Annotated in this window: 21 protein-coding genes; 9 read left to right on the top strand and 12 right to left on the bottom strand. The window is 68.8% G+C overall.

Features of this window, described 5'->3' with window-relative positions; all coding sequences use genetic code 11:
• The first annotated feature begins 2 nt into the window (after nt 1-2).
• Nucleotides 3-647 carry a GNAT family N-acetyltransferase gene (locus tag ACGFH6_RS21245; RefSeq protein ID WP_393386271.1) on the top strand — a complete coding sequence of 215 codons (645 nt, stop codon included), beginning with the start codon at nt 3-5 and terminating at the stop codon, nt 645-647.
• Between the two features lie 81 nt (nt 648-728).
• Here the strand turns inward: ACGFH6_RS21245 and ACGFH6_RS21240 are convergent, their stop codons facing one another.
• Complete coding sequence (locus ACGFH6_RS21240; RefSeq protein WP_393386269.1) at nt 729-1,526, bottom strand: metallophosphoesterase family protein; 798 nt, start codon at nt 1,524-1,526, stop codon at nt 729-731.
• Between the two features lie 102 nt (nt 1,527-1,628).
• Here ACGFH6_RS21240 and ACGFH6_RS21235 point away from each other — a divergent pair, with 102 nt between their 5' ends.
• The 4 genes from ACGFH6_RS21235 (at nt 1,629) to ACGFH6_RS21220 (ending at nt 5,976) form a co-directional block, all read left to right on the top strand.
• Entirely contained in the window at nt 1,629-2,372 is a 744-nt protein-coding gene (locus ACGFH6_RS21235; protein WP_393386266.1) for a hypothetical protein, read from the top strand.
• Nucleotides 2,372-3,634, top strand: coding sequence for a hypothetical protein (locus ACGFH6_RS21230; RefSeq protein ID WP_393386263.1), 1,263 nt, complete (start codon nt 2,372-2,374; stop codon nt 3,632-3,634). The genes ACGFH6_RS21235 and ACGFH6_RS21230 overlap by 1 nt, the downstream gene beginning before the upstream one ends.
• A 129-nt stretch (nt 3,635-3,763) precedes the next feature.
• A complete protein-coding gene (locus ACGFH6_RS21225) occupies nt 3,764-4,315 on the top strand; it encodes a MarR family winged helix-turn-helix transcriptional regulator (protein WP_393386260.1) in 552 nt (183 codons plus the stop codon).
• Between the two features lie 98 nt (nt 4,316-4,413).
• Nucleotides 4,414-5,976, top strand: a complete 1,563-nt coding sequence (locus ACGFH6_RS21220) for a molybdopterin-dependent oxidoreductase (RefSeq protein ID WP_393386258.1) — start codon at nt 4,414-4,416, stop codon at nt 5,974-5,976.
• On the opposite strand, the gene ACGFH6_RS21215 is transcribed toward ACGFH6_RS21220, so the two are convergent.
• Entirely contained in the window at nt 5,973-6,575 is a 603-nt protein-coding gene (locus ACGFH6_RS21215; RefSeq protein WP_393386255.1) for a TetR/AcrR family transcriptional regulator, read from the bottom strand. The two genes, ACGFH6_RS21220 and ACGFH6_RS21215, sit on opposite strands and share 4 nt — an antisense overlap.
• A gap of 56 nt (nt 6,576-6,631) precedes the next feature.
• Here ACGFH6_RS21215 and ACGFH6_RS21210 point away from each other — a divergent pair, with 56 nt between their 5' ends.
• Both ACGFH6_RS21210 and ACGFH6_RS21205 read left to right on the top strand, forming a co-directional pair.
• A complete protein-coding gene (locus ACGFH6_RS21210) occupies nt 6,632-7,324 on the top strand; it encodes a hypothetical protein (RefSeq protein ID WP_393386252.1) in 693 nt (230 codons plus the stop codon).
• Nucleotides 7,321-9,384 carry a YhgE/Pip family protein gene (locus ACGFH6_RS21205; protein WP_393386250.1) on the top strand — a complete coding sequence of 688 codons (2,064 nt, stop codon included), beginning with the start codon at nt 7,321-7,323 and terminating at the stop codon, nt 9,382-9,384. Before ACGFH6_RS21210 ends, ACGFH6_RS21205 begins: the two co-directional genes overlap by 4 nt.
• Nucleotides 9,385-9,464: 80 nt before the next feature.
• Here ACGFH6_RS21205 and ACGFH6_RS21200 read toward each other — a convergent pair whose 3' ends face one another.
• From ACGFH6_RS21200 to ACGFH6_RS21165, 8 genes are all read right to left on the bottom strand, one after another.
• Nucleotides 9,465-10,442, bottom strand: a complete 978-nt coding sequence (locus tag ACGFH6_RS21200; RefSeq protein ID WP_393386248.1) for a hypothetical protein — start codon at nt 10,440-10,442, stop codon at nt 9,465-9,467.
• Nucleotides 10,443-10,665: 223 nt separating this feature from the next.
• Nucleotides 10,666-11,910, bottom strand: a complete 1,245-nt coding sequence (locus ACGFH6_RS21195) for a hypothetical protein (RefSeq protein ID WP_393386245.1) — start codon at nt 11,908-11,910, stop codon at nt 10,666-10,668.
• Complete coding sequence (locus tag ACGFH6_RS21190) at nt 11,907-12,812, bottom strand: carbohydrate ABC transporter permease (RefSeq protein WP_393386242.1); 906 nt, start codon at nt 12,810-12,812, stop codon at nt 11,907-11,909. Before ACGFH6_RS21190 ends, ACGFH6_RS21195 begins: the two co-directional genes overlap by 4 nt.
• A gap of 9 nt (nt 12,813-12,821) precedes the next feature.
• Nucleotides 12,822-13,712: a carbohydrate ABC transporter permease gene (locus ACGFH6_RS21185; protein ID WP_393386239.1), complete on the bottom strand. Its 891-nt coding sequence runs from the start codon at nt 13,710-13,712 to the stop codon at nt 12,822-12,824.
• A gap of 1 nt (nt 13,713) precedes the next feature.
• A complete protein-coding gene (gene ngcE / locus ACGFH6_RS21180) occupies nt 13,714-15,093 on the bottom strand; it encodes an N-acetylglucosamine/diacetylchitobiose ABC transporter substrate-binding protein (RefSeq protein ID WP_393386237.1) in 1,380 nt (459 codons plus the stop codon).
• 110 nt (nt 15,094-15,203) lie between these two features.
• Nucleotides 15,204-15,872 carry an N-acetylmannosamine-6-phosphate 2-epimerase gene (locus ACGFH6_RS21175; RefSeq protein WP_393386234.1) on the bottom strand — a complete coding sequence of 223 codons (669 nt, stop codon included), beginning with the start codon at nt 15,870-15,872 and terminating at the stop codon, nt 15,204-15,206.
• 9 nt (nt 15,873-15,881) lie between these two features.
• Nucleotides 15,882-16,805, bottom strand: coding sequence for an N-acetylglucosamine kinase (locus tag ACGFH6_RS21170; RefSeq protein ID WP_393386231.1), 924 nt, complete (start codon nt 16,803-16,805; stop codon nt 15,882-15,884).
• Nucleotides 16,802-19,462: a hypothetical protein gene (locus ACGFH6_RS21165; RefSeq protein WP_393386228.1), complete on the bottom strand. Its 2,661-nt coding sequence runs from the start codon at nt 19,460-19,462 to the stop codon at nt 16,802-16,804. The genes ACGFH6_RS21170 and ACGFH6_RS21165 overlap by 4 nt, the downstream gene beginning before the upstream one ends.
• Before the next feature lie 137 nt (nt 19,463-19,599).
• Here ACGFH6_RS21165 and ACGFH6_RS21160 point away from each other — a divergent pair, with 137 nt between their 5' ends.
• Nucleotides 19,600-20,685 carry a glycoside hydrolase family 172 protein gene (locus tag ACGFH6_RS21160; RefSeq protein ID WP_393386225.1) on the top strand — a complete coding sequence of 362 codons (1,086 nt, stop codon included), beginning with the start codon at nt 19,600-19,602 and terminating at the stop codon, nt 20,683-20,685.
• Between the two features lie 119 nt (nt 20,686-20,804).
• On the opposite strand, the gene ACGFH6_RS21155 is transcribed toward ACGFH6_RS21160, so the two are convergent.
• Nucleotides 20,805-22,235, bottom strand: coding sequence for a gamma-aminobutyraldehyde dehydrogenase (locus tag ACGFH6_RS21155; protein ID WP_393386223.1), 1,431 nt, complete (start codon nt 22,233-22,235; stop codon nt 20,805-20,807).
• Between the two features lie 9 nt (nt 22,236-22,244).
• A complete protein-coding gene (locus tag ACGFH6_RS21150) occupies nt 22,245-23,870 on the bottom strand; it encodes an amidohydrolase (protein ID WP_393386221.1) in 1,626 nt (541 codons plus the stop codon).
• A gap of 162 nt (nt 23,871-24,032) precedes the next feature.
• On the opposite strand from ACGFH6_RS21150, the gene ACGFH6_RS21145 reads away from it, so the two are divergent.
• Entirely contained in the window at nt 24,033-25,412 is a 1,380-nt protein-coding gene (locus tag ACGFH6_RS21145) for an aspartate aminotransferase family protein (RefSeq protein WP_393386747.1), read from the top strand.
• Nucleotides 25,413-25,434 lie beyond the last annotated feature (22 nt).

Here is a 25,434-nt window from a genome sequence, read left to right as displayed (position 1 = left end):
TGATGAACACTCTTGCTGACATTCTGCGTGGCGTCGAACGCGGCGCGTTCCCGCCCCCGGACCTCGGCATCACCGTCGTGCCCCCGCCGTCGGACCGAGCGTCCTGCCTGGTCGCGTTCACCGCCCACATCGTCATCGCCGCGGATGTCGACGCAGCCTGGGTCGCGGAGCGACTGCCACCAGGCGACCTGTGCGCACCGACGAACCCGCCGTTCCTGTCGGCTCTCGAGGCGGCGACCGGACGCCACGTCGCCTCCCTCGACGCGATGCTCCTCGCGCCGGCCATCACCGACCCGGCGGAGCGCACCGCGGCGACCGCCGGTCTCAGCGAAGTGACCGACCACAAGCACCCCCGGATCGAGAACGCCTTGCACACCCGCGACGACGTCCGCGTGTACGTGGACGAGTACGGCGGTTTCGTGCTGACCGGACGCGGTCTCGCGGATCGCGTCGAGTGTGCGATCGAAGTACCGGAGGACGCCCGCGGCAAGGGGCACGGGCGCCGGCTGGCCCGGGCCGCGCGGGCCTTGATTCCTGCGGACGCGCAGGTTTGGGCGCAGGTCACACCGGGCAATGCCGCCTCGATGCGCGCGTTCTTCGCGGCCGGATACCGGCCTGTAGGTTCGGAAGCTCTTCTGGTCAAGTGACCAGCGGGTGAACTTCCGATGGTCGGACCGTTGCTCGGGGCACCTAATCCACACCTGTGGACAACGTTGGGGACAACGTCCTCAGGCGGTGCGGAGCCGGCGGTGGTAGGTGTGCGGTTCGCCGGCGTAGAAGTTGCCGCGGTACAGACCCCGGATGATCTCGGCCTCGTAACCGTCGAGTTCGGGCATGCCGAGTTCGCGGGCGATCTCGAGCTCGGCGTGCGCGTCGTACGGGACACGGACGAACTGGATCGAGAACGTCGCCGGCTCGGGTGAGTCCGGCACGCCTTCGAGGATCGTGTAGACCGGAGTCGGATCGTCCAGGCTGTTGCCGACCGAGCCGATGTTGAACAGCGTCCGGCCGAGATCGACCTCGTAGAACGGGTCGTGGGTGTCGGCGTACCCGACCATCGTCGGGATCGGTCCGTCGCCGGTGGCCTCGGTGTTCTCGAACATCAGCCGGTACTCCGCCTCGTCGTGATCGAACCGGACGCGCTTGTGAACACTCGTCGACGACGCGTGGAACAACCGGATCTGCCGGCCACTGAGCAGGAAGTCGTGGCAGAAAGGGAGTCCCCGCAGCCAGGTCCCCTGGTCCTCGCGCAGTTCCTTCTGCCACCAGCGCATGCCCTCGCTGTCGAACTCGCGGTCCGGGTCGGGCAGCGAGTCGTCCCAGTTGCCGAGGATGTTCACCTCGCAGACCTCCCGGCACCGGTCCACCACCGCCTGCCCGCGCGGTCCCTTCCCGACGTAGTCACCGAGGTTGAAGATCCGCTCGATCCCCCGCCGCTCGATGTCCGCGAGCACCGCCTCCAACGCCGTCAGGTTCCCGTGCACGTCCGAGATCAGCGCGATCCGCTCCAGCCCCATGTCCGTCATGGTTCCACCCTGCCGCACCCCACCGACACCGGTTTTCCCGCGGCGGCCCAGGCCTGTGGATAACTTCCGCGGCGATCGGCCGATCTTTGCCAGCCTTGATCCATGAGGCCGGAGCACGAGAACAAGTCACCGTTCGGACGCGGGTTCGTCACCGCCTGTGTGGTCGTCAGCGCGGTGCTGCTGTGCGGCGCTCTGTTGCTGGTCAGCGCTCTGACCTCGGACGACGACCAACAGGCGGCAGCGCGAACCGCACCCACAGCACCACCCGCGGCGTCCACGACGCCCGACGCCCAGCCTGCCGCAACTGGAGAGGGCACCTGTGGTCTGCCCGGTGGTGATCAGACGATCCCCACGAAGCCGCCGGCCGTGGATGCCTGGGAGGTCAGCCGTCGCGTCGTCGTACCGCGGTCGAGCGCGACCGGACCTGCCCGGACCGATCCCGACGGCTTCCGGCATTGCTTCGCCCACTCACCGACAGGCGCCGTCTTCGCTGCCTACAACGTGGTCGCCGCCTTCGCCGACCAGGAGCAGGCGTTGGCCACGATCCCCAAACTCATGGTCCCGGGCCCGGACACCGACGCCCTGACGCGTGCGCAGAGCGAGTCGGAGCCGTCCGGCTCGTCCGCCTCGCAGGTGGCCGGCTTCCGCGTGCTCGACGCAGGCGGGGACCGAGCCACGATCATGCTCGCACTTCCGGTCGAGTCGGCGTACATGAGCATCACGCTGACCATGCGCTGGTACGACGGCGACTGGCGCCTTCAGTCACCACCTCCTGGCGGGGCGGTCGGAGCGCCGTACTCCCAGCACCGGGACCTGAGCGACTTCGTGCCGTGGAGCGGTGTCTGATGTGTGGGCCGACGGACCTCGAGTGCCGCATCAGCAGAGGTCTGAACGACGTCGCCGGCAACGCACTGGAGCAGATCGCGAAGAGCATCGGGCAGGCGGCGTACGAGGGCATCCAGGCGATCGCGACCTTCTGGATCCACCAGCCGGGCCCGGCACTCTCGGTCGGCGCGGACACCTCGAGTCCGCGCAACAGCGCGATCGTCGACTTCCTCCAGGGCAACGTGCTGTGGGTGTCGGCGGCCGTCTTCACCGTCGCGGTGCTGGTCGCCGGGATGCGGCTGGCCTGGGAGCAACGCGCCCGTCCGCTCCAAGAGTTGCTCAAGGCAACAATGGTGTTCGTCGCCGTCGGCGCGGCCGGGTCCGCGACACTGCAACTGCTGGCCGAGTGGTCGGACAAGCTCGCGGAGGCGATCATCCGCTCCGCCCATCCCGACGACACGACCCTGGCCACCGCCCTCGCGGACGTGATGCTGCAAGGCAGCCTGGGCACGGTGGCGGGAGCGAGCCCGGCCACGCTGATCATGATGTTCGCCGGCGTCGCCGTCATTCTGGCCGCCCTGATCCAGGTCGTGCTGATGATCATCCGGTCGGCGATGCTGATCCTGCTGGCCGGCACGTTCCCGCTCGCCGCGGCCGCGACCAACACCGAGATCGGCCGGACCTGGTTCGGCAAGTACTGCGGCTGGTCGCTGGCGTTCATCGCGTACAAGCCGGCCGCGGCGCTCATCTACGCGGCCGCGCTGAAGATGAACGAGCTCGGCATCGGGCAGTCCGGCAACAGCTTCGTGCAGACCACCACCGGCCTGATGATGTTGTTCCTCGCGATCTTCGCCCTCCCGGCCCTGCTCCGCTTCCTGGTTCCGGTCACCGCCGCGGTGGCCGGCGGCGGCTCGGGGATGGGCAGCGCAGTGGCCGATCCGGGCGGCATGGCGACCGGCGCCGTCGGGGTCGGCCGCTCGGTCCTCGGCCGAGGCGGCGGCGGATCGGGCCGGTCCGGTGGTGGGTCCTCGGGGCGTGGTGCGTCGGGCGCGGTCGGAGTCGGGTCACATCCCGGCGTTGTCGCGGCCGGCGGAATGGTCAACGGCGCGCGGAAGTTCGCCGGCGGTCTGGCCGGCGCCGCGGCGCACTCGGCCGGTGAGCAGGGCGGCGGATCGACCACTCCGACCTCGTCCTTCGGTCCGATGTCCCCGGCCGGCGGCTCCCGCGAACCCCGTCGCGAAAGGAAGGGTCCGAGTGGCAGTACGCCGTCCGCACCGCGCTAGACCGGATCCCGCCGCAGGCGCTTGGTGGTGGCCGGGTTACGCTCAGAAGCTTGTCGGTTCGGGGTCGATCTGTAGCCGAAAGGTCACCCCGTGTAGCGAAGTGACCTAGTCAGCTAATAGAGTCCGCGCATGACCATCGCGCCTTCGCTTTGCTCGCCCCTAGCGCTCGCCGATGCAGAACCCACCCGCGCCGCGGAACCATGGGAGAGCGACGTCCTCACCGCGTACGGTCTGCTGCGAGAAGCAGCGGCCGAACTCGATCATGTGATGCGTCACTCCCTCAAGCGCAGTGGTCTGCAAATGGCAATGTTCGAACTGTTGCTGCGGCTGGCCCGCAGTCACGGGGAGAAGCAGCGTCTCACCTCTCTAGCCCGGGAGCTGACCGTCACCACCGGCGGCATCACCCGGCTGGTCGACCGCGCCGAGAACCTCGGTCTGGTACGCCGGGAGCCCTGTCCCGACGATGCCCGCGGTTCGTTCGCGGTTCTCACCGAGGAGGGGAAGCGGCGGTTGCGCGATGCACTGCCGGATCACCTCCTGGAGATCGACAGCCTCTGGATGTCCCAACTGGCCGACGAGCGGGAGGTTGTGCTCGGCAAGTTGCGCCGGGTTCGCGACAACGCCCGCCGCTGGCCGAACGGCCGGCCACCGCTGGGTCCGATCTCTCCCGACCGAATCTGACGCAGTATCCGGGACAGAACTCGCTCTTTGTATTACCCGCGACTAACGGATGGGGCGCCCGGCTGGTGTCGGGCGCCCCGCCGCGTAATGGTTGAGAGGTGAACCAGCAACTCGTCGACCAGCCGCGGGCGCCCCAATGTCGTACCGAGGGCGGGAACGGGATCCGCTGGCGTGGTGCCCTCGGTGGCATCCTCGCCGCTCTGTCCGGACTGGCGGCCGGGAGCGTGGCCGCCGGCCTCCTCGGCACCTCGCAGACACCCGTGGTCGCGATCGGGTCGGCGTTCATCGACCGGGTCCCGCCGTGGCTCAAGGATCTGGCGATCTCCTGGTTCGGCACCAACGACAAGACCGCGCTGCGCGTCGGCATCGTGATCGTCCTGCTCGCCCTGGCCGCGATCGGCGGCATTCTCGCGGTACGGCGCTACTGGGCCGGCGCGCTGATCATCGTCGTACTGACCGGGGCGGCGGTGATCGCGGCGGCGACGCGGGCGGACGCCGGACAGACCGGGTTCGTGCCGTCAGCGGTCGCAGGCATCACGGCCCTGATCATTCTGCGCCTCTTCAGCAGGCGGCTCGAGCCGCTCCTCCAAGGACTCGACGACGGCGTGAGCCGGCGCGGATTCCTGCAGTTGTCGGCCGGGGTCGCGATCGGCGCGGCGGCCGTCGGCCTGCTCGGCCGGGTCGTCTCGGGAAACCGCGCCGCCGTCGCCGATGCACGCAAGGCGCTCAACCTGCCGAAGCCGCCGAGCCTCGACGCGCCGGCTGGTGCGCAGGCGGAGGGCGCGGTGCCGTGGGTCACCCCGAACGACGACTTCTACCGGATCGACACGGCGCTGTCGGTGCCGCAGATCCTGCCGTCGGACTGGAAGCTGCGCATCCACGGCATGGTCGACCACGAGATCGAACTGAGCTTCGACGACCTGCTGAAGCGCCCGGTCCTGCACAAATGGGTGACGCTGACCTGCGTGAGCAACGAGGTCGGCGGCGACCTGATCGGGAACGCGCTGTGGTCCGGAGTACTGCTCAAGGACCTGCTGCAGGAGGCCGGCCCGTCCGCGGACGCCGACGCGATCAAGTCCACGTCGAAGGACGGCTTCACCGCGGGTACGCCGCTCAGCACACTGCTCGACGATCGTCAGGCGATGCTGGCCTACGCGATGAACGGGCAGCCGTTGCCTGTCGAGCACGGGTTCCCGGTGCGGATCGTCGTACCCGGGCTGTACGGGTACGTGTCCGCGACGAAGTGGCTGACGGACATCGAGGTGACCCGGTTCGACCAGTTCGAGGCGTACTGGACGCCGCGTGGCTGGTCGGCGCTCGGGCCGATCAAGTTGTCGTCGCGGATCGACGTACCGGGCGGCAAGGAGGTGCCGGCGGGTCAGGTCACGGTGGCCGGGGTCGCGTGGGACCAGCACGTCGGAGTGTCCAAGGTCGAGGTTCGGGTGGACGGTGGCCCGTGGCACGAGGCGACGCTCGCGACGGACGCGTCGATCGACACCTGGCGGCAGTGGCACTGGACCTGGGACAACGCGCCGCACGGGATGCACATGCTGCAGTCCCGGGCGTTCGATGCCAAGGGCAACCCGCAGGTCGAGGCCTCGGCACCCCCCGCGCCGAACGGCTCGACCGGCCTCCACACCGTGAGCGTGAAGGTCAACTAGTCGGTCACCGCGGTCAGGACCATCGGCAGGAAGGTGCGCTCGAGTGAGCCGGCCGGGAGCTTCCGGGGCTCCAGCAGGCTTTGTGACCGCGCACCTTCGTGGACGGCGATGACGAGCCGGACGAACTGCTCCGCCGGGACACTCATCCGCATCCCGCTGATCTCGGAGATCTCCTCGACCAGCTTGGTCAGGCTGGACCGGAACATCGCCCGCTGCCGATTGAGGGCCCGCGCCGCCTCCGGATTCCGCAACGCGTGCAGGGTGAACTCGGTGGAGATCAGATGCCACTGCCGCGTGTCCCCGGCCGCCTCGTCGAGCAGCCCGAGTACGGCGTCGAGCAGCGTGCCGGGCTGATTCGCCAGGTCCGGCAGCAGCGCGCCGATCTGTTCGAGCAGGCGGTCGGTGGTTGCCTGGAACAACGCCAGCACCAGCTCGTCCTTGGACCCGAAGTTCGAGTAGAAGGCGCCACGGGTGAAGCCGGCCCGCTCGCAGATGTCCTCCACCGACGCGCCGTTGAACCCGCGCTCGGCGAACACCTCGAGGGCGCCGTCGAGGAGGCGGGCCCGAGTGGCGGAGCGGCGGCGTTTGGGTGCGTCCATAGGAGTAGGATACAGTTCTGTATTGAATACACAACCGTATTGAACGGGGAAACGGGATGCAGCTCGAGGCCAGCCGGATCAGTGTGCGCGGCCCACACGCACCGATGCTGGACACCACATCGGTGCACGTCGCCGACCATCAGGTCGTGCTGCTGGCGAGCTACCCAGGCCCCGGTCATGTCGCGGCAGCACTCGGACTGTCCGGCCGGTTACGACCCGACACCGGCCGGGTGCGGCTGGACGGCGCGACTGACGCCGCCCTGCTTCGCCGCCGGGTCGCTGTGGTCGACGCACCCGGCATCACCGAGCCGGACGACGCGCTGCCCGTGCAGACCGTGGTCGGCGAGGAGCTGGCGATCGCTGGACGCAAGGCCGGCCGGAAGGCCGTACTGGAGTGGCTGGACGAGCACAATGCGGCCCAGCACGCGGGCAAGCGCTTCGAGCACCTACCGGTCGCGGAGCGGACCGAGTTGCTTGCCGAGCTCACGGTGGCGCGACCCGACGTACAAGTAGCCATTCTGACGATGCCGGACCGCCACGGCGGCGATCCGCATGAGTGGTACGCCCTCGGCCGGCGCCTGGCGTCCCGCGGGTACGGCGTGATCATCACCTGCGCTGATGCATCGGCACGACTCCTGGGTGTGCCGGCCGCCCAGCTCGGTTCTGTCGATCAGCCCGAGCCGATCCAGGTCGCGCCCGTCGCCCCGGTGGAACCCGTGACTGCCATTGATGAGGAGCTGAAGGCGTGACCGCGCTGCGGATGGCGTTGAGTGAGCTGCGGCGGTTGACCGCGGGCCGATTGCCGAAGCTGGCGGTGGTCGCACTGCTGCTCGTGCCGGTCCTGTACGGCGGCCTCTACCTCTACGCCAACCACGATCCCTACAGCCGCCTCGACAAGATCCCGACCGCTGTCGTGGTGGAGGACGCGGGTACGACGCTGTCCACCGGCGAGCAGCTGAACGTCGGGCCGGAGGTCGCGGACGAACTGGTGAAGTCGAAGAGCTTCGACTGGCACAAGGTGGACCGGGCCGCCGCCACCGACGGGGTGTCGGACGGGAAGTACGAGTTCGCTCTGGTGCTGCCGAAGTCGTTCTCGGGCGACCTCGCGTCGAGCGCCGAGTTCACGCCCCGGCAGGCGAACCTCGAGCTGCTCACCAATGACGCCAACAACTACCTCGCGCACACGATCGCGAACCAGGTCGTCGCGCAGGTCACCAAGACCGTCGCGTCACAGGTGAGCGAGACCGCGGCGAGCAAGCTGTTGGCCGGTTACAACACGATCCACACGCAGGTCAGCCAGGCAGCATCCGGTGCCGCGCAACTGCAGACCGGTCTTACCAGCGCGGCGTCCGGGGTCACCAGGCTCCAGACCGGCGCGACCCAGCTCAACACCGCGCAGAAGCAGCTCTCCACCGGCGCGACCAAGCTGGCGACCGGGACCAGCCAGGCGTCTCACGGCGCGACCGAACTCGCGTCCGGAGCGAGCAAGCTGGACTCCGGCCTCGGCACTCTCAAGCGCAAGACCGCGACTCTGCCGAAGCAGACGAAGACCCTTGCGAACGGCGCCGATCAAGTAGCCGATGGCAACGAGAAGGTCGCCACCGCCGGACGCCAGGTCGCCACCGCGTCCAGCACTCTGGTCAAGGACCTGAGCACGGTGGACGGCACTCTCGCGCAGCGACTGAAAGCCCGTGGCTTCACGCAGGCGCAGATCAACGAGGTGCTCGCCGAGACCGCCAAGCTGCGCGCGCCGGTCGTCACCGCGAACACCAAGATCCAGTCGACCTCCAAGCAGCTCAACCAACTCGCGACCGGCGCCCGCAAGGTTTCGAACGGCGCCGCCGCCTTGGCCAAGGCAACGCCGGCACTGACGAACGGCATCAGTACGGCGGCCACCGGCGCAAAGCAACTCGACACCGGGGCGGGCCAACTCAAGACCGGACTGACGAGCCTGCAGACCGGCACCCAGCAACTCGCGGCCGGTGAGAAACAGGCCGTGACCGGACAGGGCCAGCTGCTCACCGGTGTGAACAGCCTGGCCGGTGGAGTCACCAAGCTGAAGACCGGCGCGACCCAGCTCAACGCCGGACTGGCCAAGGGCGTCAAGCAGATTCCCAACCCGTCCGCCGACCAGCGGAAGGCGGTGGCCGAGACCCTCGGCGCACCCGTCACGCTGCAGAACGTCTCCCAGGCGACCGCGGACAGCTACGGCGCCGGGCTGGCTCCGTTCTTCCTCAGCCTCGCCTGCTGGATCGGCGCGTACGTTCTCTTCCTGCTGGTCCGGCCGCTGTCGCCGCGGGCACTGGCCGCCTTGCAGTCGCCGTTCCGCGTCGCCCTCGGCGGATGGTTGCCTCCGGCCCTCTTCGGGGCGATTCAGGCGACACTGGTGTTCGCCGCGGTCACCCTCGGCCTCGGGATCCACGCTGCGCATCCGTGGCTGACCGTCGGCTTCCTGATCCTGACGTCGTTCACGTTCGTCGCGATCCTGCACGCGTTGTCCGCCTGGTTCGGTGCCGTCGGCAAGTTCCTCGGCCTCGTGCTGATGGTGATCCAGCTGGTCAGTGCCGGCGGCACCTTCCCGTGGCAGACCATCCCCACGCCGCTGTACTTCTTCCACCACGCGCTCCCGATGAGCTACGCGATCGACGGTGTCCGCCACCTCATGTACGGCGGCCCCGGCACCTCCCTCGGCCGCGACCTCCTCGCCCTGGCCGCCTGGTTCGCCGTAGCCCTCGCCGCCTCGACCCTCGCCGCCCGCAACCAACGCGTCTGGCCGGCCAAGAAACTCCAACCGGAGCTGGCCCTGTAACCCGCGCACGCCGAGGGGCCTCGGACATGTCACGCCATGTCCGAGGCCCCCCGCGGTTCCGTTCGTCCTGGACGCCGCCGTCAGTTGGTGGCCAGTACGCCGCCGGCGGTGAAGTTGTAGGTGGTGCTGCCGATGGTCAGCGACCGGATCGCGCCGTGCCAGGCGTTGTCCCGGCCCTTGCCGACGCCGGCGGAGATGAACTTCGCGCCGTCGTCGAGAACGGCCAGCGCGTCGTCCAGGGTGCACCGGGAACCGTTGATGCCACACCGGTCGGTGCCGGTGTTGAAGTACGTACCGGTGAAGCCCCAGTGCTTGCCGGTGTCACCCTTCGCGTCGATTTTGGTCCAGGTGTTCGAGGCCGAGTTGTCCGGCGAGTACACCAGCGTGGTGTAGGTGGCCCCGGCCACCGGGTTCGAGATCTCGAACTTGATCGACGGCATGTTGCCCGCGATCGCCGAGTTCTCCCCCGTCTGGAAGACCTCGTACTTGACCGCGCTCAGCGCGACCGGCTTGCCCGCGAAGTCGGCCTCGTTGCCCCACATGACGGCGTCCTGGCCGGTCGGGACGTTGAAGTTCAGGCCCTCGCCGGCCGACGACTGGCCCAGGTCGGCCCGGGCGTTGCCGATCGTGTTACGGAAGATCTCGCCCCAGTTCTTCAGGTACGACGGTCCGCCCGGGCCGTTGATCTTCGCTTGGAGCGCGGCGTTCAGGTCGGACTCGTCGACCGTCCCGGCCTTGATCTGGCTGGACGACTTGATCGCGTCGGCCTTGGAGACGTCCGCGGCCGCGATGGCCTGCCGGAAGTCCCAGCCCATCCGGTCCAGCGGAATCGTGTTGGTGTGGATCATCGAACCCCACACCGCGGACGGGCCAATCTTCGCGGCGGTGACCGCCTGGTTCTTCAGCTGCGCCGTGCCGACGGTGTTCGGCCCCGGGACGACGGCCGAAGCGGCACGCGGTGCCGGTGCAGGACTCGCCGACGCACCCCCAGTCAGCCCCACCGTGGCGACGATTGCCGCCACCCCCAGTACCGCAGCGCGGCCAGTGTGCTTGTGCATCGAGATTCCCCCTCCAGGTGCCCGGCCCCGTGGCCGGATCGTGGGACGCCGGGCATCGAAACCCGGACGTTGCACCTGGCAACCGACCGCCAGCGCCCCGTGGTGGTGTCCTGCCGGACTAGACCGGGAGGAGCTTCCAGGTGTCACATCGGCGTGGGAACACGGAGCGTTACATCGACGCCGAAAGTATTTTGGTTGCCCCCGGCTCCTGCTGGAGTCCGCGCTAACTGTTGACGAAGGTGGCGGTCTCGGAGAGGAGGCGGTTCGTGGTGGGCTGGTCGAAGAAGGTGATGAGGGCTTCGTAGGCGCCGGAGTCGGCGGCGGATGGGTCGACGATGTAGCCGTAGTAGCCGTCCGTGTAGCCGACGACGCGGGTGATCGGGTGCGTACTGTCGGCCTGCAGGCAGGCGCCGTGCAGAGCGAACAGTTCGACCGGCAGGTTGACCCAGCACACGTCGCCCATCGTCACCACGCTGACCGGGAGGTCCAGCGTCTCCGGCAACGATGCGGCAGCCATCAGCGCCTGACCGCGCGCACCGTCGAGCCGGGTCTGCGCGATCCGGGCCGACGGGTCGTCGGCGCCGTCACGCAGGGATCGCTCAGCCGTCGCGACGGCCGAGGCCCGATCGTCGGCCGACGGTAGATCCCGGACCGGCAGCCTGATCGTCGTACGGCGGATGACCGGGGCGGCCTGCGGTAGCTCGAGGCCCGGGCCGGCCAAGGCCTCGCGGACCCGGGACGCGAGCAGACCGCCCAAGCGGGCGACCTCGACAGCGCCGCGGCCCCGGCGGGTGAAGCGCGGACTGACGTCGCCGGCGGCACCCTGGAGGTAACCGACCACCGCCGGCGCCAGTGCTGCACGAGCAGCGCCGGGCCAGTCGGCGGAGTACTGCAGGTTCTCCGGGCCGTGGGTGGTCGGATGGCAGGCGAAGTCCAGCAGGATCGCCTCCAGCGAGCCCTCGAGCGAGTGGAGCGCGAGGATACCGGCGGTGTTGTCGTGCGGACCGTTCCGCCGGTGCCGGTTGGTGCCGACCCCGACGACCTCGATCGATCGCCAGGACGCCGTCACCGGCCGGCGCTCCAACGTTGCATTGGCGATCGACGCGCTCAGCGCCTCGTACAGCACCGGCTCCCGCTCGGCCGGGATGACCGGGTGGATCTGGCCGGTCCAGCCGGACGGCCCGGAGTGGGTGTGCGACGCGGACACCACCACGTTCGCCGGCGGGATCCCGGCCGCCTTGGCGGCGGCCGCGGCCAGTTCCGTAGTCAGTTGCTTGCCCACAGCAATCGCGTCCAGCGTCAGCCACAGCACCCCGGGGTCGTCCGCCGTACCGAGCCAGATGATGGTGGCTCGCAACGGGTCCGCGGCACCGGTCGCGGGAACGGCCCGGGCCGCGTACCCGTCCAGGCGGTGCCCGGGCGGCGGGGTGACGTCGAGCGAGGTCGCGGCGAGCAGGAGATCGGTCACTTGAGGGCTCCAGCGGTCATACCGGTGCTGATCTGTCGATGGAAGGCAAGATAGACCGCCAGCACGGGGAGGATCGAAATGGTCAGTCCGGCGAACAGGCCGGAGAAGTCACTGTGGTACCCCTGCGTCACCGCGATGTTGGCCAGTCCCTGGGTGACCAGGTAGCGGCTCTCGTCGGTGTTCAGCACCAGCGGGAGCAGGTACTCGTTCCACATCCCGAGGAACTGGAAGATGCCGATGCTGACCAGACCGGGGCGGGCCAGCGGCAGCATGATCCGGAACAGCACACCCCAGTGGGAGCAGCCGTCGACCAGCGCCGCCTCGGCGAGTTCCTTGGACTGGGTCCGGAAGAACGCGGTGAGGAAGAACACCGAGAACGACATGCCGTGGGTCGCGTACACCAGGATCAGGCCGAGGTACGTGTTGAGTAGACCCAGGTTCTGCACCACGAAGAACAACGGCACGAGGGCCATGAACCCAGGGAACACCATGCCGCCAACAAAGACGTAGTACAGCAGCCGGCTGCCCGGGAACTCGAAGCGCGCCAGCACGTACGCGACCGCGGACGACAGCAGCAGGGTCAGCAGTACGCCGCCGCAGACGACGATCACACTGTTGAAGAAGTACGTGCCGATGTGGGACTCGTTCCAGGCCCGGGAGAAGTTGTCCCAGTGCCACACCGACGGCAGACTCCACGGACTCTTGAAGATGTCCGCGTCGGACTTGAACGAGCTGAGCACTGCCCAGAGCAGCGGGAACACCACCATCGCGCCCCAGACCAGCACGAACCCCTGGGAGGTGCCGCCCAGCACCCGCGATCCCAGGGTCCGCCCGGTCGGTGGGTCCGGTACGGCGGGAGCCGGGGCGGCGTCGATCCGGGCCGGATCCGTCAGTGTGGCCACCTGTGCTCCTCAGTACTCGACCCGCTCGCGGCGGGTCAGCCGGAACGTCAGCAGGGTCAGGATCATGTTGATGGCGAACAGCGTTACCCCGATCGCCGAGGCGTACCCGAACTTCCCGTAGGTGAAGGCGTTCGTGTACATGTACAGCGAGATCACCTGGGTCGCGTCGTCCGGTCCACCCGGCCCGACCGACAGGATCTTCACCAGCGCGAACAGGTCCAGCGCGCCGATCACCTGGAACGCGAGCGCGACCTGGACGGTGTTCCAGATCAGCGGCAGCGTCAGCCGCCAGAACGACTGGAACGCGCCGGCGCCGTCGAGCAGCGCCGCCTCGTACAGCTCTCGCGGGATCGCCGCCATCGCCGCGGTGAACAGTACGACGTAGAAGCCGACGCCACCCCAGACGACCACAGCCATGATCGAGCCGAGCGCGGTCTTGCCGTCGCCGAGCCACAGCTGGGCCAGACCGTCCAGCCCGATCGCCCGCAGGAACCCGTTCAGCAATCCGTTGCGCGGCTCGAAGATGAACTGCCACAGCACGCCGACGACCGCGATCGACAGCACGCTGGGGAAGAAGTACACGACCTTGTAGAACTTCGCGCCCGGTACGCCGCCGCGGTAGTTCAGCATCGCGGAGAAGAACAGCGACAGCGTGACGATGATCACCGGCAGACTGACCAGCAGGAACAGGTTGTGCCGCAGCGCCACCCAGAACACCGAGTCGTGGAACAGCGTGACGAAGTTGCCGAACCCGATGTAGTGGTAGTCCGCCGACAGGCCCTCCCAGTCGGTGAACGCGATCGGGAAGGCCTGCACGTACGGCGAGACCACGAACACGGCGTACAAGCCGAGCGGGACCAGCAGCAGGCTGAGGACGAACCGGTACTTGCCGTGGTGCATGTCAGACGTGGAACTTCTTGATCGACGGGTCCTTGGCGGTCTCGTCGGCGTACTTCTGCATCTGCTTGCTCCACTCGTCCGGCGTCACCTCGCGGTTCATCAGCGCCGCCATCGCCTTGTCCGAGTTGTCGAGCAGCTTCTTGTACCAGAGCCGGAACGACCAGTCGGCGAACATGTTCGTGCCGGCCGCGGTGATCACGTCCTGCATGGACTTGTTCGCGGACGACAGCTCGACGCCGTCGGACGCGCCCTGCACCACGGTCAGTGACTTGGTCACCTGGGTGAAGTTCTTCATGCACTGCTTGGACAGGATGATCCGCAGCAACTCCAGGCCGCCCTGCGGGTTCTTCGCCTTGGCCGGCACGATCAGCGCCCCACCCGGGCCGCCGGTCACCGTCTCGAACGGCGCCTTGTCGTCCTTCGACCAGCCCGGGACCGGCACCATCGTCATGCCGAGGTCCTTGGGCGCGATGGCGCCCAGCTCGTTCTCCAGCCAGCCGCCGCACGGGATGAACACGGCCTTGCCCTGCGCCCAGTAGGTCTGCGACTGCGTGTGCGACAGCGCCTGCGAACCCTCCAGCAGGTAGCCCTTCGCGGCCAGCTCCTGGTAGCCCTCGGCCGCCTGGATCAGGGCCGGATCACGCCAGGCGTTCGGCTCCAGGTTGTCGACCTTCTTCTTCAGGTCCGGCCCGGCCGCCTTGTACGCCGTCATCAGCATCGGGTTGGTCAGGTAGCCGGGGAACTTGCCCTGGTAGGTCCACGGCGCGATCCCGGTCTTCTTGATCTCCTCGCAGAGTGCGAGCATCTCGTCCCAGTGCTTGGGGTAGGTCCAGCCGTGCTTGTCCATCAGCGGCTTGCTGTACCAGATCCCGCCGACGCCGAACACGTACGGCATCTCGTACTTCACGCCGTCGTACCGGCCGGCCTCGGCGACGCCCGGCAGCAGGGTGTCCTTGACCTTCTTGCCGGGCTCGTCGTACGCGTCCATCTCGAGCAGCGCGCCGATGTCCATGACCTGCTTCTTGCTGGCCAGGGTGGCGCCGTCGAGCCCGACGTTCTCGATCAGGTCCGGCGGGTTGCCCTGGATGAAGCGGGGCTGGAGCTGCTGCTGGAGCTGCTGGCCGCTGGTCAGCTTCACCTCCGCCTGCGGGAACTCCTTGCGGTAGAGGTCCAGCGGCATCGTGGTCCATTCCTTGCCGTAGCCGCCGTCGAAGTTGAAGAACTCCAGCGGCTTCGAGCCGTCCACCGAGGCGCCGGTGCTCGCGGCCGGGGCGGCCTTGTCGGCGACCGGCTTCGCACAGGAGGCGAGCGCCGCCACGGCGGGCGCGGCCAGCGCCACGCGGAGGAGGGTACGGCGGTCGACCTTGCCGGCAGTGCTCATGTGTCGCGTCCTCTCCCAGGGTTGAGTTGGGTCATGGATACGCCGCCCGGCACTCACGCGGAAGAGGATTCGACCCTCGTCGACAAGCTGGGCTAGACCACTCGGATGGCCTATATACCCGGGATCGCCTCGACCAATCGGGCCGTGATGTCCATCGGATTCGTGATCGCGTGACCGACCACGACGGCGTACGCGCCCGCATCGCACACAGCGCGGACGTGTTCGGGCGTACGAATCCTGCCTTCGGCAACGATCGGGCAGTCCAGCTTCGCCGCGAGCTGCCGGACCAGCTCGACGTCTGGTCCGGTCGGCGACGTGCCATTGGTATACCCGGACAGCGTCGTCGCGACCAGGTCGGCGCCCGCCGCACGGGCCGCCAGACCCGCGTCGACGCTGTCCACATCGGCCAGTACCGGTACGCCGAGTTCCTCGTGGATCCGGGCGATCTGCTGGTCCAACCGCTGCCCGTCCGGCCGCGGCCGCATCGTGCCGTCCAGCGCGATCAGGTCGGCGCCGGCCCGGGCCACCCCGACGGCCGAGTCGTACCTCGGGGTGATGAAGACGCCGGCCGGATCGCCGAGTTTGTTCAGCCCGATGATCGGCAGGTCCGTCACCGCCCGGATCGCGGCCACGTCGAGCGCCCCGTTCGCCCGGATCGCCCCGGCCCCGCCCGCCTCGGCCGCGCGGGCCATCAGCGCCATCGCCTCGGGTGAGTAGAACGGGTTGCCGGGCCCGGCCTGGCAGGACACCACGAGGGTGCCGTGGGCAAGAACTCTCATCGTCTGTCATCACCCCCGAGCGAAGCGAGGGCGCCCTTTCTGTTGTGTCTTGCGGTGGATCACGGTGAGGTCGGCATACGGCTGCAGCGATCCGGTCGCGAGCCGCTCGGCGCCGTCGAGCGAGTTGCCGACGGCGGAGGTGAGCCGTGCACGAGCCGACAGCGCCGCGCGGACCGGCTCCAGCAACTGATCGCCGGCACCGCGGAACAGCCCGCCGACACACGCGACCGGCACCGGTCCTTCGCCGGCCAACTGCGCCACAGCCGCGTTGATCGTCTCGCCGATGTCCCCGGCCGCCTGTACGACGAGGTCCGCGGCGACCGGGTCCCCTTCGGCGGCACAGCGCAGTACGTCGGGAGCGAAGCGGGCAACGTCGTCGACCAGCGTCGCGGACCGATAGAGCGTGACGGGATCGAGCGGGGTGTCCGCGAGCTTGGTCACCGGGCCGCGGCCGTCGCGGGCTCGCTGGACGGCGACGAGACCGGCACGGCCGATCGCGAAGGCACTGCCCGCGTCGCCGAACAGGTACCCGTGTCCGTCGAGCTTGTGCCAACTGCCGTCGCGATCCACCGCGAGACACACGAGGCCGGTGCCTGCGGCAACCACCACGCCGTACCCGTCGGGCAGCGCGCCGGCGTGTGCGGTCACCATGTCCTGCGTCAGTCGCACCTCATCGGCGTCCAGCAGTTCGCCGACGTCCGCCGCGAACTCTTCCGCGGCTCCCGGAGCAGGCGGGTAGCCCGTCAACCCGAGAGCGACCACCTCGACCGGTCCGCTCACACCTGCCTCGGCGGCGGCCGCGCCGATGGCGGTGAGCATGCGTCGGAGAGCGTCCGGGCCGTGGGTGTACCCATGGCCCGTGCCGGTCCGCCGGGACGGGAGGGCTCGGAGTCGGAGGGCGGACTGACCGCCGTCGATGGCGAGGTGAGTCATGCGGTGATCCAGTGCGAGTAGTCCTGCCACGGCAGGTGCCAACGGTTCACCTTGCGGGTCCGGCGGTCCTGTCCGGCGATGTCGTTGGCGACCAGGCGGACGGTTCCGAGCGTCTCGTCGTACAGCACGGCCGGTGAACCGGTGAAGTGCAAGGTGCCGACAGGTTCCCACGGGGTGTGACCGCCGCGCACGTCGATCATCGAGCAGTGGTGGATCCGGCGGTCCGCGCCGAGCACGTACACCTCGACCGCGTCGGCGCCGGGGTTGAAGGCGACCACCGGGTCGTCGGCCAGTTCCAGCTCGCCGACTTGTTGCCACCGGCCCTGACCGACGCGGTCGTCCAGGTAGGTGTGGTGCAGGTGGCCGTCCGCGCCGCGGACGTAGATCTCGGTCGATCGGGCCGGCTCGTTCCGCGCCCAGACCGGTTCACCGGCTGCGACCAGATCGCCGAGCACCGCCTGAGCGCCGTCCTGGGTACGGACGATCCGGCCGTCGTCACGCCGCGCGAAACTGACCGGTGCCGGGCGTCCGGTGAGGATCACGTCGAACTCTGCCTGGACCTTGGCGACGGTGTCCTTGTGCTCGGTGCTGGGTTCGGGCGGGAAGAAGGGGTCGCCGTTCAGGTAGAGCATCGCGCCGATCAGCGCGGGCGCCACGGACCAGCCGGTCTCGACGCAGTACGGTCCCCAGCCGATGTCCGCGTTCGAACCGAAGTACTCCCACGCTTCGAAGTCGAACGCCCGCTGCCAGGTCCCGTCGAGTTGCTCGTCGTCGGGGTCGTCGATCTGGATCCGGCTCAGATAGTCGAGTACGCCGTGCGCCAGCTCCTCGAACACCTTCTCCCCGGTGACCTGGTACGCGAGCGGCAGCGCCCAGGCGGCGAACGGGGTGCCGTACAGCTGGTCGGTGATCGGGTCGCCGTTGGCCTGGAAGATCGACGCCTCGTCGACGCCGTACGCCTCGTTGCTCGGCGGACACTTGCCGTCCCACTCGGCGAACCCTCCGTCCGGGCCCTGCCGGCTCTTCAGGTACTCCGCCAGCGAGCGGAGCGTGTCCAGGTAGAGGGGCTTGCGGGTGTAGTGGTAGGCGCCGACCAGCGGCAGGAGGAAACGCCCGGCCTCACAGGTCCGGCTGGTCTCCAGGCGGGCGCGCGGATGATGGCTCGCCATGTGGTCCAGTCCGCGGGTGGCGATGTCGAGGTACCGCTGCTCACCGGTCAGGCCGTACGCGTACAGGTAGGCGCACTGCGCCGAGCTCTGCCAGTGCGAGGTCAGGTCGAGGCCGTCCTCGATCGGGGTCCGGGCGATCTCCTCCCAGCCCTTCACCAGGATCGTCGACGGCGTTCGCCACGGGTCGACCTGCAGGCCGAGCTCGTCGTTCGCGGTCCGCATCAGCGACTCGACGCCGCGCAGCCCGGCCTCGGTCGCACCGGAGATCAGCGCGAAGAGCGAGATCCAGCCGTTGTCGTCGGCGAACAGGTTGTTCGTCGCGGTCAGGTCGGTGCGGGCTCCACGCGGTTCCCAGGCGCCGAACAGCTGGTTGCGGTCGGTGAGCTGTTCCTCCTCGACCACGAGCCGCATCAGGTTGTCGGCGATCGCGTGACCGCGCGGGAAGTCCGCCAGGTCGGCGTACATCCGGAAGGCGTGCGCTGTCTGGGTGAAGCAGTCGCCGCGCGGCACCGGACGGAACGGGAGTCTGCCGTCGACGTCGACCTCGTTGGAGAAGCCTTCCGCGACGCCCTTGGACCCGTCCGGCCGGTCGTAGAACATGCCGGCCCGGTCGAACCACGCAATGCCTTTGTCGACCATCCGGCGATAGCGCTCCGCCCGCGGCCCGACCGTGACGGTCGTCTGCCGGTCGCCGACGGTGAAGGTGTGTTCGCCGTCGTCGAGGTACTGCGGCTCGGACTCGAACCTCCCCGTCGCGATCTCGGTCAGGTCGAGATCGGGGGACGACGGCTTGGTCGCGGACCGCGCGACCAGACGGACCGGTTCGCCGGACGCAACCCAGACGCGCGGCTCGGTGAAGACCTCGAGATCCGGTGGGATCTCGGTGCCGGTGACCTCGGCGACGATCACCTGCATCAGGCGCTGCCAGCGGCGTACCGGCTTGTAGCGGCCCACGAGATGATGGCTGAGGGCAGTCGTGGCGTAGAGCAATCGGCCGTCGCCGACCGGGATGTCCAGCAGGGCTGGGAAGGTGTGTTCGGGTGGGCCGAAGACCGCCTTGTGCGTGCCGGCGACCGTGCCGTAGCTGAGCAGCTCGACCGCATTGCGCGGGGCAGCTACTTGCTGAGCGCGCGACAGGTGCTCGTCCAGGATGCTGAGCGGCTCCAGCCCTGGCAGCGCCGCCGTGGTGAAGATCCGCTCGATGTGCGCCTCCCGCACGTCGCCCGCCGGAAGGAATCCGCTCGCGTCGAGGGCGAACTCGACGTACGCCGATCCGCCTGACGCGACGTACTTCGCCAGCGCGCCGGTGTCGAGGCGGTCGAGTTCCGGATAGCGGCCGGCGAGGACGAACACCGCACGATGACCGGTGAGCTCGGGGGGCTGGGCGTCGTACCGGACGTAGGGGAGTCCGGCCCGGTCGAGGGCACCGGTGAGCGTGGCCGCCGGGCCGGGTGGTCCGATGACGGCGACAGGCGCGGATGCGGTCACCGGTTCACTGTCGCCGACTCCGCCCGGCCGGGTAAAGCACCTTGAGTAGACCACTCGGGGCTTCCGGGACCCTCAGGTCTCACCCGGTCCGCCGATGGTCGCCTGTTGACCGGCCACGGCCTCTAGGGTCGTTCGCCATGGGTGACTTCAACGGGCTCGACGTTCATCTCGGCAACGTGGCGCGGTTGTCGGCGGCACGGACCTACTCGATCAGTGCGGAGAATCCGGACGGCGCGAAGGCGGGCGGCGCGCGGGCGACCGAGGGCGCGTATTCACGGCAGGCCCGCGAGCTCGGCCCGGGCTGGAAGATGGCGCCGTGCATCCCGCTCGCACCGGAGTCGACCACGACGATCGCGGACATCGAGGGACCGGGAGCGATCACGCACGTGTGGATCACGGTCGACTCGAAGCTGTGGCGGTCGCTGGTGCTGCGCGCGTACTGGGACGACGAGGAGACGCCGTCGATCGAAGTACCGCTGGGCGACTTCTTCTGCAACGGCTGGGGTCAGCACTGCCAGGTCAGCTCGGTGCCGATCGCGGTGAACCCGTCCGGCGGTTTCAACAGCTACTGGCAGATGCCGTTCCGCGGCCGCGCCAGGCTGACGATCGAGAACCTCCTGGAGACAGAGGTCCCGGAGCTCTTCTACCAGGTCGACTTCGTCAAGACCGAGGTCCCGGACGACACGGCGTACCTGCACGCGCAGTGGCGACGCAGCAACCCGATCCCGTACGGCGAGGTGCACACGCTGCTGGACGGCGTCCGCGGCCAAGGGCAGTACGTCGGCACGTACCTCGCGTGGGGCTGCAACAACTCGGGGTGGTGGGGTGAGGGCGAGGTCAAGTTCTACCTCGACGGCGACGACGAGTACCCGACCATCTGCGGGACCGGGACCGAGGACTACTTCGGCGGCGCCTGGGGGTTCGTCCACCCGGAGGGCGTGTACGCGACGTTCACGACGCCGTACCTCGGCATGCCGCAGGCGATCCAGCCGGACGGGTTCATGAAGAACCAGCAGCGGTTCGGGCTCTACCGCTGGCACATCGCCGACACGATCCGCTTCACCGAGGACCTGAGGGTCACCGTCCAGGCCCTCGGCTGGCGGCGCGACGGCCGGCTGCTGCCACTCCAGGACGACGTGGCCTCCACGTCGTACTGGTACCAGACCGAGCCGCACGCACCGTTCCCGTCGCTGCCGGGAAAGGACTACCTCGAGGTCGTCTAGCTGCGGTGCCGTGCACCCTGACAGGAGGTGTTACCTGTGGCGTGAACTTGTGCCGCTCGTCGAACCTGCTCGGCGGAAGAATTGGGCCGACACCTCCTGTCGAGCTGCACGGAGCTGCCCTAAACCTCGATGTTGGACATGACGTGCTTGATGCGGGTGTAGTCCTCGAGGCCGTACATGGACAGGTCCTTGCCGTGGCCGGAGTGCTTGAAGCCGCCGTGCGGCATCTCGGCGACGATCGGGATGTGGGTGTTGATCCAGACGCAGCCGAAGTCGAGGCGGCGGGCCATCCGCATCGCGCGGCCGTGGTCGCGGGTGAACACCGACGAGGCCAGGCCGTACTCGACGCCGTTGGCCCAGCGCAGCGCCTCGTCCTCGTCGGTGAACCGCTGGACCGTGATGACCGGGCCGAAGATCTCCTGCTGGATCGCCTCGTCGTCCTGGCGCAGACCGGAGACGACCGTCGGTGCGTAGAAGTACCCGCGCTCGCCGACGACCGCACCGCCGGTGCGCACCGACGCGTGGTCGGGCAGGCGATGGACGAAGCCGTCCACCCGGTGCAACTGGGCCTCGTTGTTCAAGGCGCCGTACGCGACGTCGGGGTCGTCGGGGCGGCCGGTCCGGGTGCGGTTGGCGCGGACGGTGAGCGCGTCGACGAAGTCGTCATGGATCCGGGGACCGGCCAGCACCCGGGTCGCGGCGGTGCAGTCCTGCCCGGCGTTGTAGTAGCCGGCGTCGGCGATCGCCTCCGCGGCCTGCTCCAGGTCGGCGTCGTCGAAGACCACGACCGGCGCCTTGCCACCGAGTTCGAGGTGGGTGCGCTTGAGCTGCCGGGCCGCCGACGACGCGACCTCCATCCCGGCCCGGACCGAACCGGTGATGGCCACCAACTGCGGGATCTCGTGGTCGACCAGAGCACGGCCGGTGTCGCGGTCGCCGCAGACGACGTTGAACACACCCGGTGGCAGGAACTCGTTGCACAGTTCGGCGAGGAGCACGGTCGATGCCGGCGTGGTGTCGCTCGGCTTGAGCACGATCGTGTTCCCGGCGGCAAGCGCCGGTGCGATCTTCCAGACCGCCATCATCAGCGGATAGTTCCACGGCGTCACCTGACCGACGACCCCGATCGGTTCGCGGCGTACCCACGACGTGTGGCCGGCCAGGTACTCGCCCGCCGAGCGGCCCTCCAGCACCCGGGCCGCACCGGCGAAGAACCGCAACTGGTCCACACAGGGCGGCACCTCGTCGGTCGCGGCGATCGCCAGCGGCTTGCCGGTGTTGCGGCTCTCCACCGCGACGAACTCGTCCGCGCGTCGCTCCATCGCGTCGGCGATCCGGAGCAAAGCCAGCTGCCGCTCGGCCGGCGTGGTGTCGCGCCAGGTCTCGAACGCCCGCGCGGCCGCGGTCATCGCCTGATCCACGTCCTCCGGACCCGACAACGGCGCGCGGGTGTACGTCTCACCGGTGGCCGGCGCGATCACGTCGTACGTCGCGCCGCTCTGGGCCGGGACCGGCTTGCCGTCCACGAGGTTGGTGAGGGTTTGCTCCATGACGGTCCCTTATCTCGTTGAGTGATCGCCGAAGACGCACTCGCCCTCGACATAGGTGGCCCGCACCCGGGCGGCTCCGATCTCGTCGGGCGGGCCGGTGAACGGGTCCCGGTCGAGGACGACCAGATCCGCGAGCGCTCCGCCCTCGATCCGGCCGGAATCGTCGGCGTGGTTCAGCCAGGCACTCCCCGAGGTGTACGCCGCCAGCGCCGTACTCAGGTCCAGGGCCTGCTCGGGAAGGAAAGCGTCGGGATCGCCAGGCGCCCGGCGATTCACCGCGACGTGGATAGCGGCCAGCGGGTCCGGGCTCGACACCGGCCAGTCGGAACCGGCCGCGAGCCGGGCACCGGAGCGGGCGAGGTCGCCGAAGGGGTACTGCCACGAGGTCCGCTCCGGACCGAGGAACGGGATGGTCAGCTCGACCATCTGCGGGTCGTACACCGCCCACAACGCCTGCAGGTTCGCGGCGACTCCGAGGTGAGCGAACCGGCCGATGTCGTCAGGGTGGATCACCTGAAGATGCGCGATGTGGTGCCGCAGGTCGCTGTCGCCGTTCGCCGTCCGTGCCGCCTCGAACGCATCCAGCGCCTCCCGAACCGCGCGGTCGCCGATGGCGTGCACGTGGACCTGAAATCCCGCGGCGTCCAACTGCGTGACATGGCTCCACAACGCGACCGGATCCACGAACGAGAGACCCGCGCTGGCGGTGCGGCAACCACAGCCGTCGAAGTACGGCTCGAGCATCCCCGCGGTGAAGTTCTCCGCCACACCGTCCTGCATGATCTTCACGCTGTCCGCCCGGAACCGCGGGAACTTCACCGCGTGCCGTCGTTCGATGAGTTCCTGCAGTTGCTCGGCGCCACGGTCCCGTTGCCACCACAGCGCGCCGACGACTCGTGCCGTCAGCCGTCCGTCGCGCGCGAGTTCGGCGTACGCCGGAGTCGCGTCGCTGATGTTCGCGTAATCGCCGAGGATGGCGTCCTGCCACCCGGTGACGCCATGAGAGTGGAGGTAGGCCTGCGCGTCGAGGAGGGCGGCGACCTGCTCATCGTGGGTCGTCGGTGGAACCAGGCGGTGGACGAGACTCATGGCGCCCTCGTGCAGGGTCCCGGTCGGCGTACCGTCCGGGCCGCGCTCGATCCGGCCGTCCGGTGGATCCGGTGTGGTCTTGTCGATCCCGGCGTACTGGAGCGCCTTCGTGTTGACCCAGGCGCCGTGGTGGTCCGCGTTCACCAGGAAGGCCGGGCGGTCGCCGGTGACCGCGTCGAGGTCGGCAGCGAGTGGCGCGGCGCCGGCGAAGTCGGGCTGATGCCAGCCGCCGCCGAGGATCCACGGGACGTCCGGGTGCGATGCGACGTACTGCGCGATCGTCTCCTGGTACGCCGCGAGTCCCTGGGCGGGTGAGAGGTCACAGTGGGCGCGTTCGAGGCCGCCCTGCACCGGGTGGACATGGGCGTCCACGAATCCGGGCAGCAGCAGGCCGCCGGCGAGATCGACCACCTCGGTCCGCGGACCACGCAGTCCGGCGGGGTCGGCGGTGACCGCCGCGATCCGGCCGGCCCGCACACCGACCGTCAGGCCCGGTCGGTGGCGGTGGCCGTCGAAAACCGATCCGTTCACGAACAGGGTGTCCACCCCGGCAACCTCCCCGTGGTACGGATTTCGCATCAGAAGCCTATGCGAACCGATGACATCGACACCATATCGGCTGGATGGGCACGAAATCACTTGCCTGAACGCTTTTTCCCAGGCAGGATGACCAACTACACACAGGCACCGGAGACGAAGGATCTGACCATGTCGTTCGACGACGCAGAGTTCACCACCCTGCAGAAGTCGGCGCGCGACCACCTCTGGATGCACTTCACCCGGATGTCCAGCTACGAGACGGCCGACATCCCGGTGATCGTCCGCGGCGACGGCGCCTACATCTACGACGCCCGCGGCAAGCGGTACCTGGACGGTCTGGCCGGACTGTTCGTCAACCAGCTCGGGCACGGGCGCACCGAGCTCGCCGAAGCGGCCGCCAAACAGGCGTCCGAACTGGCGTTCTTCCCGCTCTGGTCGTACGCACACCCCAAGTCGATCGAGCTGGCCGAACGCGTCGCCGGGTACGCGCCGGGCGACCTGAACCGGGTCTTCTTCACCAGCGGCGGCGGCGAGGCGGTCGAGACCGCCTGGAAGCTGGCCAAGCAGTACTTCAAGCTCACCGGCAAACCCGGCAAGCACAAGGTGATCAGCCGTGCGATCGCGTACCACGGCACCTCCCAGGGGGCCCTGTCCATCACCGGGCTCCCGGATCTCAAGGCGCCGTTCGAGCCGCTGGTGCCGTCGACGTTCCGGGTCCCGAACACGAACATCTACCGCGCCCCGGTCCACGGCGACGACCCGGCCGCGTTCGGCCGCTGGGCCGCCGACCAGATCGCGGTCGCGATCGAGAACGAGGGCGCCGACACCGTCGCCGCCGTCTTCCTCGAACCGGTGCAGAACGCCGGCGGTTGCTTCCCGCCACCGCCCGGCTACTTCGACCGGGTCCGCGAGATCTGTGACGAGTACGACGTACTGCTCGTCAGTGACGAGGTGATCTGCGCGTTCGGCCGGCTCGGGCACATGTTCGGCGCCGAACGCTACGGCTACCAGCCCGACATCATCACCTGCGCGAAAGGCATCACCTCCGGCTACTCACCGCTCGGCGCGATGATCGCGACCGACCGGCTGTTCGAGCCGTTCCGGCACGGGGACACCACATTCGCCCATGGCTACACCTTCGGCGGCCATCCGGTATCAGCCGCGGTCGCGCTGACCAACTTGGACATCTTCGAGCGCGAAGGAATCAACGAGCACGTCCGGGCCCGGGAGGGGGAGTTCCGGGCGACGCTCGAGAGATTGCTCGATTTGCCCTTGGTCGGCGACGTCCGCGGTGCGGGGTACTTCTACGGGATCGAACTGGTCAAGGACAAGGCGACCAAGGAGACCTTCGACGACGACGAATCCGAACGGCTACTCCGCGGATTCCTGTCCAAAGCCCTCTTCGACGCCGGCCTCTACTGCCGAGCCGACGACCGAGGCGACCCCGTCATCCAACTCTCCCCACCCCTGATCTGCGACCAGCCCCACTTCGACGAAATGGAACAGATCATCCGCACCGTCCTCACCGAGGCCGAATCCAAACTGTAGTTCTTCCCCCGCGTGCTACGCA

The sequence above is a fragment of the Kribbella sp. NPDC049227 genome (genome assembly GCF_043197265.1).
Taxonomy (GTDB): domain Bacteria; phylum Actinomycetota; class Actinomycetes; order Propionibacteriales; family Kribbellaceae; genus Kribbella.
The sequence above is the reverse complement of the archived record's forward strand: the minus strand, read 5'-3'. Positions and strand labels throughout refer to the sequence as shown.

Coding starts and splice junctions, on each gene's coding strand:
- ACGFH6_RS21245 (WP_393386271.1), top strand. CDS start 3: ATGAACACTCTTGCTGACATTCTGCGTGGCGTCGAACGCGGCGCGTTC.
- ACGFH6_RS21240 (WP_393386269.1), bottom strand. CDS start 1,526: ATGACGGACATGGGGCTGGAGCGGATCGCGCTGATCTCGGACGTGCAC.
- ACGFH6_RS21235 (WP_393386266.1), top strand. CDS start 1,629: ATGAGGCCGGAGCACGAGAACAAGTCACCGTTCGGACGCGGGTTCGTC.
- ACGFH6_RS21230 (WP_393386263.1), top strand. CDS start 2,372: ATGTGTGGGCCGACGGACCTCGAGTGCCGCATCAGCAGAGGTCTGAAC.
- ACGFH6_RS21225 (WP_393386260.1), top strand. CDS start 3,764: ATGACCATCGCGCCTTCGCTTTGCTCGCCCCTAGCGCTCGCCGATGCA.
- ACGFH6_RS21215 (WP_393386255.1), bottom strand. CDS start 6,575: ATGGACGCACCCAAACGCCGCCGCTCCGCCACTCGGGCCCGCCTCCTC.
- ACGFH6_RS21210 (WP_393386252.1), top strand. CDS start 6,632: ATGCAGCTCGAGGCCAGCCGGATCAGTGTGCGCGGCCCACACGCACCG.
- ACGFH6_RS21200 (WP_393386248.1), bottom strand. CDS start 10,442: ATGCACAAGCACACTGGCCGCGCTGCGGTACTGGGGGTGGCGGCAATC.
- ACGFH6_RS21185 (WP_393386239.1), bottom strand. CDS start 13,712: ATGCACCACGGCAAGTACCGGTTCGTCCTCAGCCTGCTGCTGGTCCCG.
- ngcE (WP_393386237.1), bottom strand. CDS start 15,093: ATGAGCACTGCCGGCAAGGTCGACCGCCGTACCCTCCTCCGCGTGGCG.
- ACGFH6_RS21175 (WP_393386234.1), bottom strand. CDS start 15,872: ATGAGAGTTCTTGCCCACGGCACCCTCGTGGTGTCCTGCCAGGCCGGG.
- ACGFH6_RS21170 (WP_393386231.1), bottom strand. CDS start 16,805: ATGACTCACCTCGCCATCGACGGCGGTCAGTCCGCCCTCCGACTCCGA.
- ACGFH6_RS21160 (WP_393386225.1), top strand. CDS start 19,600: ATGGGTGACTTCAACGGGCTCGACGTTCATCTCGGCAACGTGGCGCGG.
- ACGFH6_RS21155 (WP_393386223.1), bottom strand. CDS start 22,235: ATGGAGCAAACCCTCACCAACCTCGTGGACGGCAAGCCGGTCCCGGCC.
- ACGFH6_RS21145 (WP_393386747.1), top strand. CDS start 24,033: ATGTCGTTCGACGACGCAGAGTTCACCACCCTGCAGAAGTCGGCGCGC.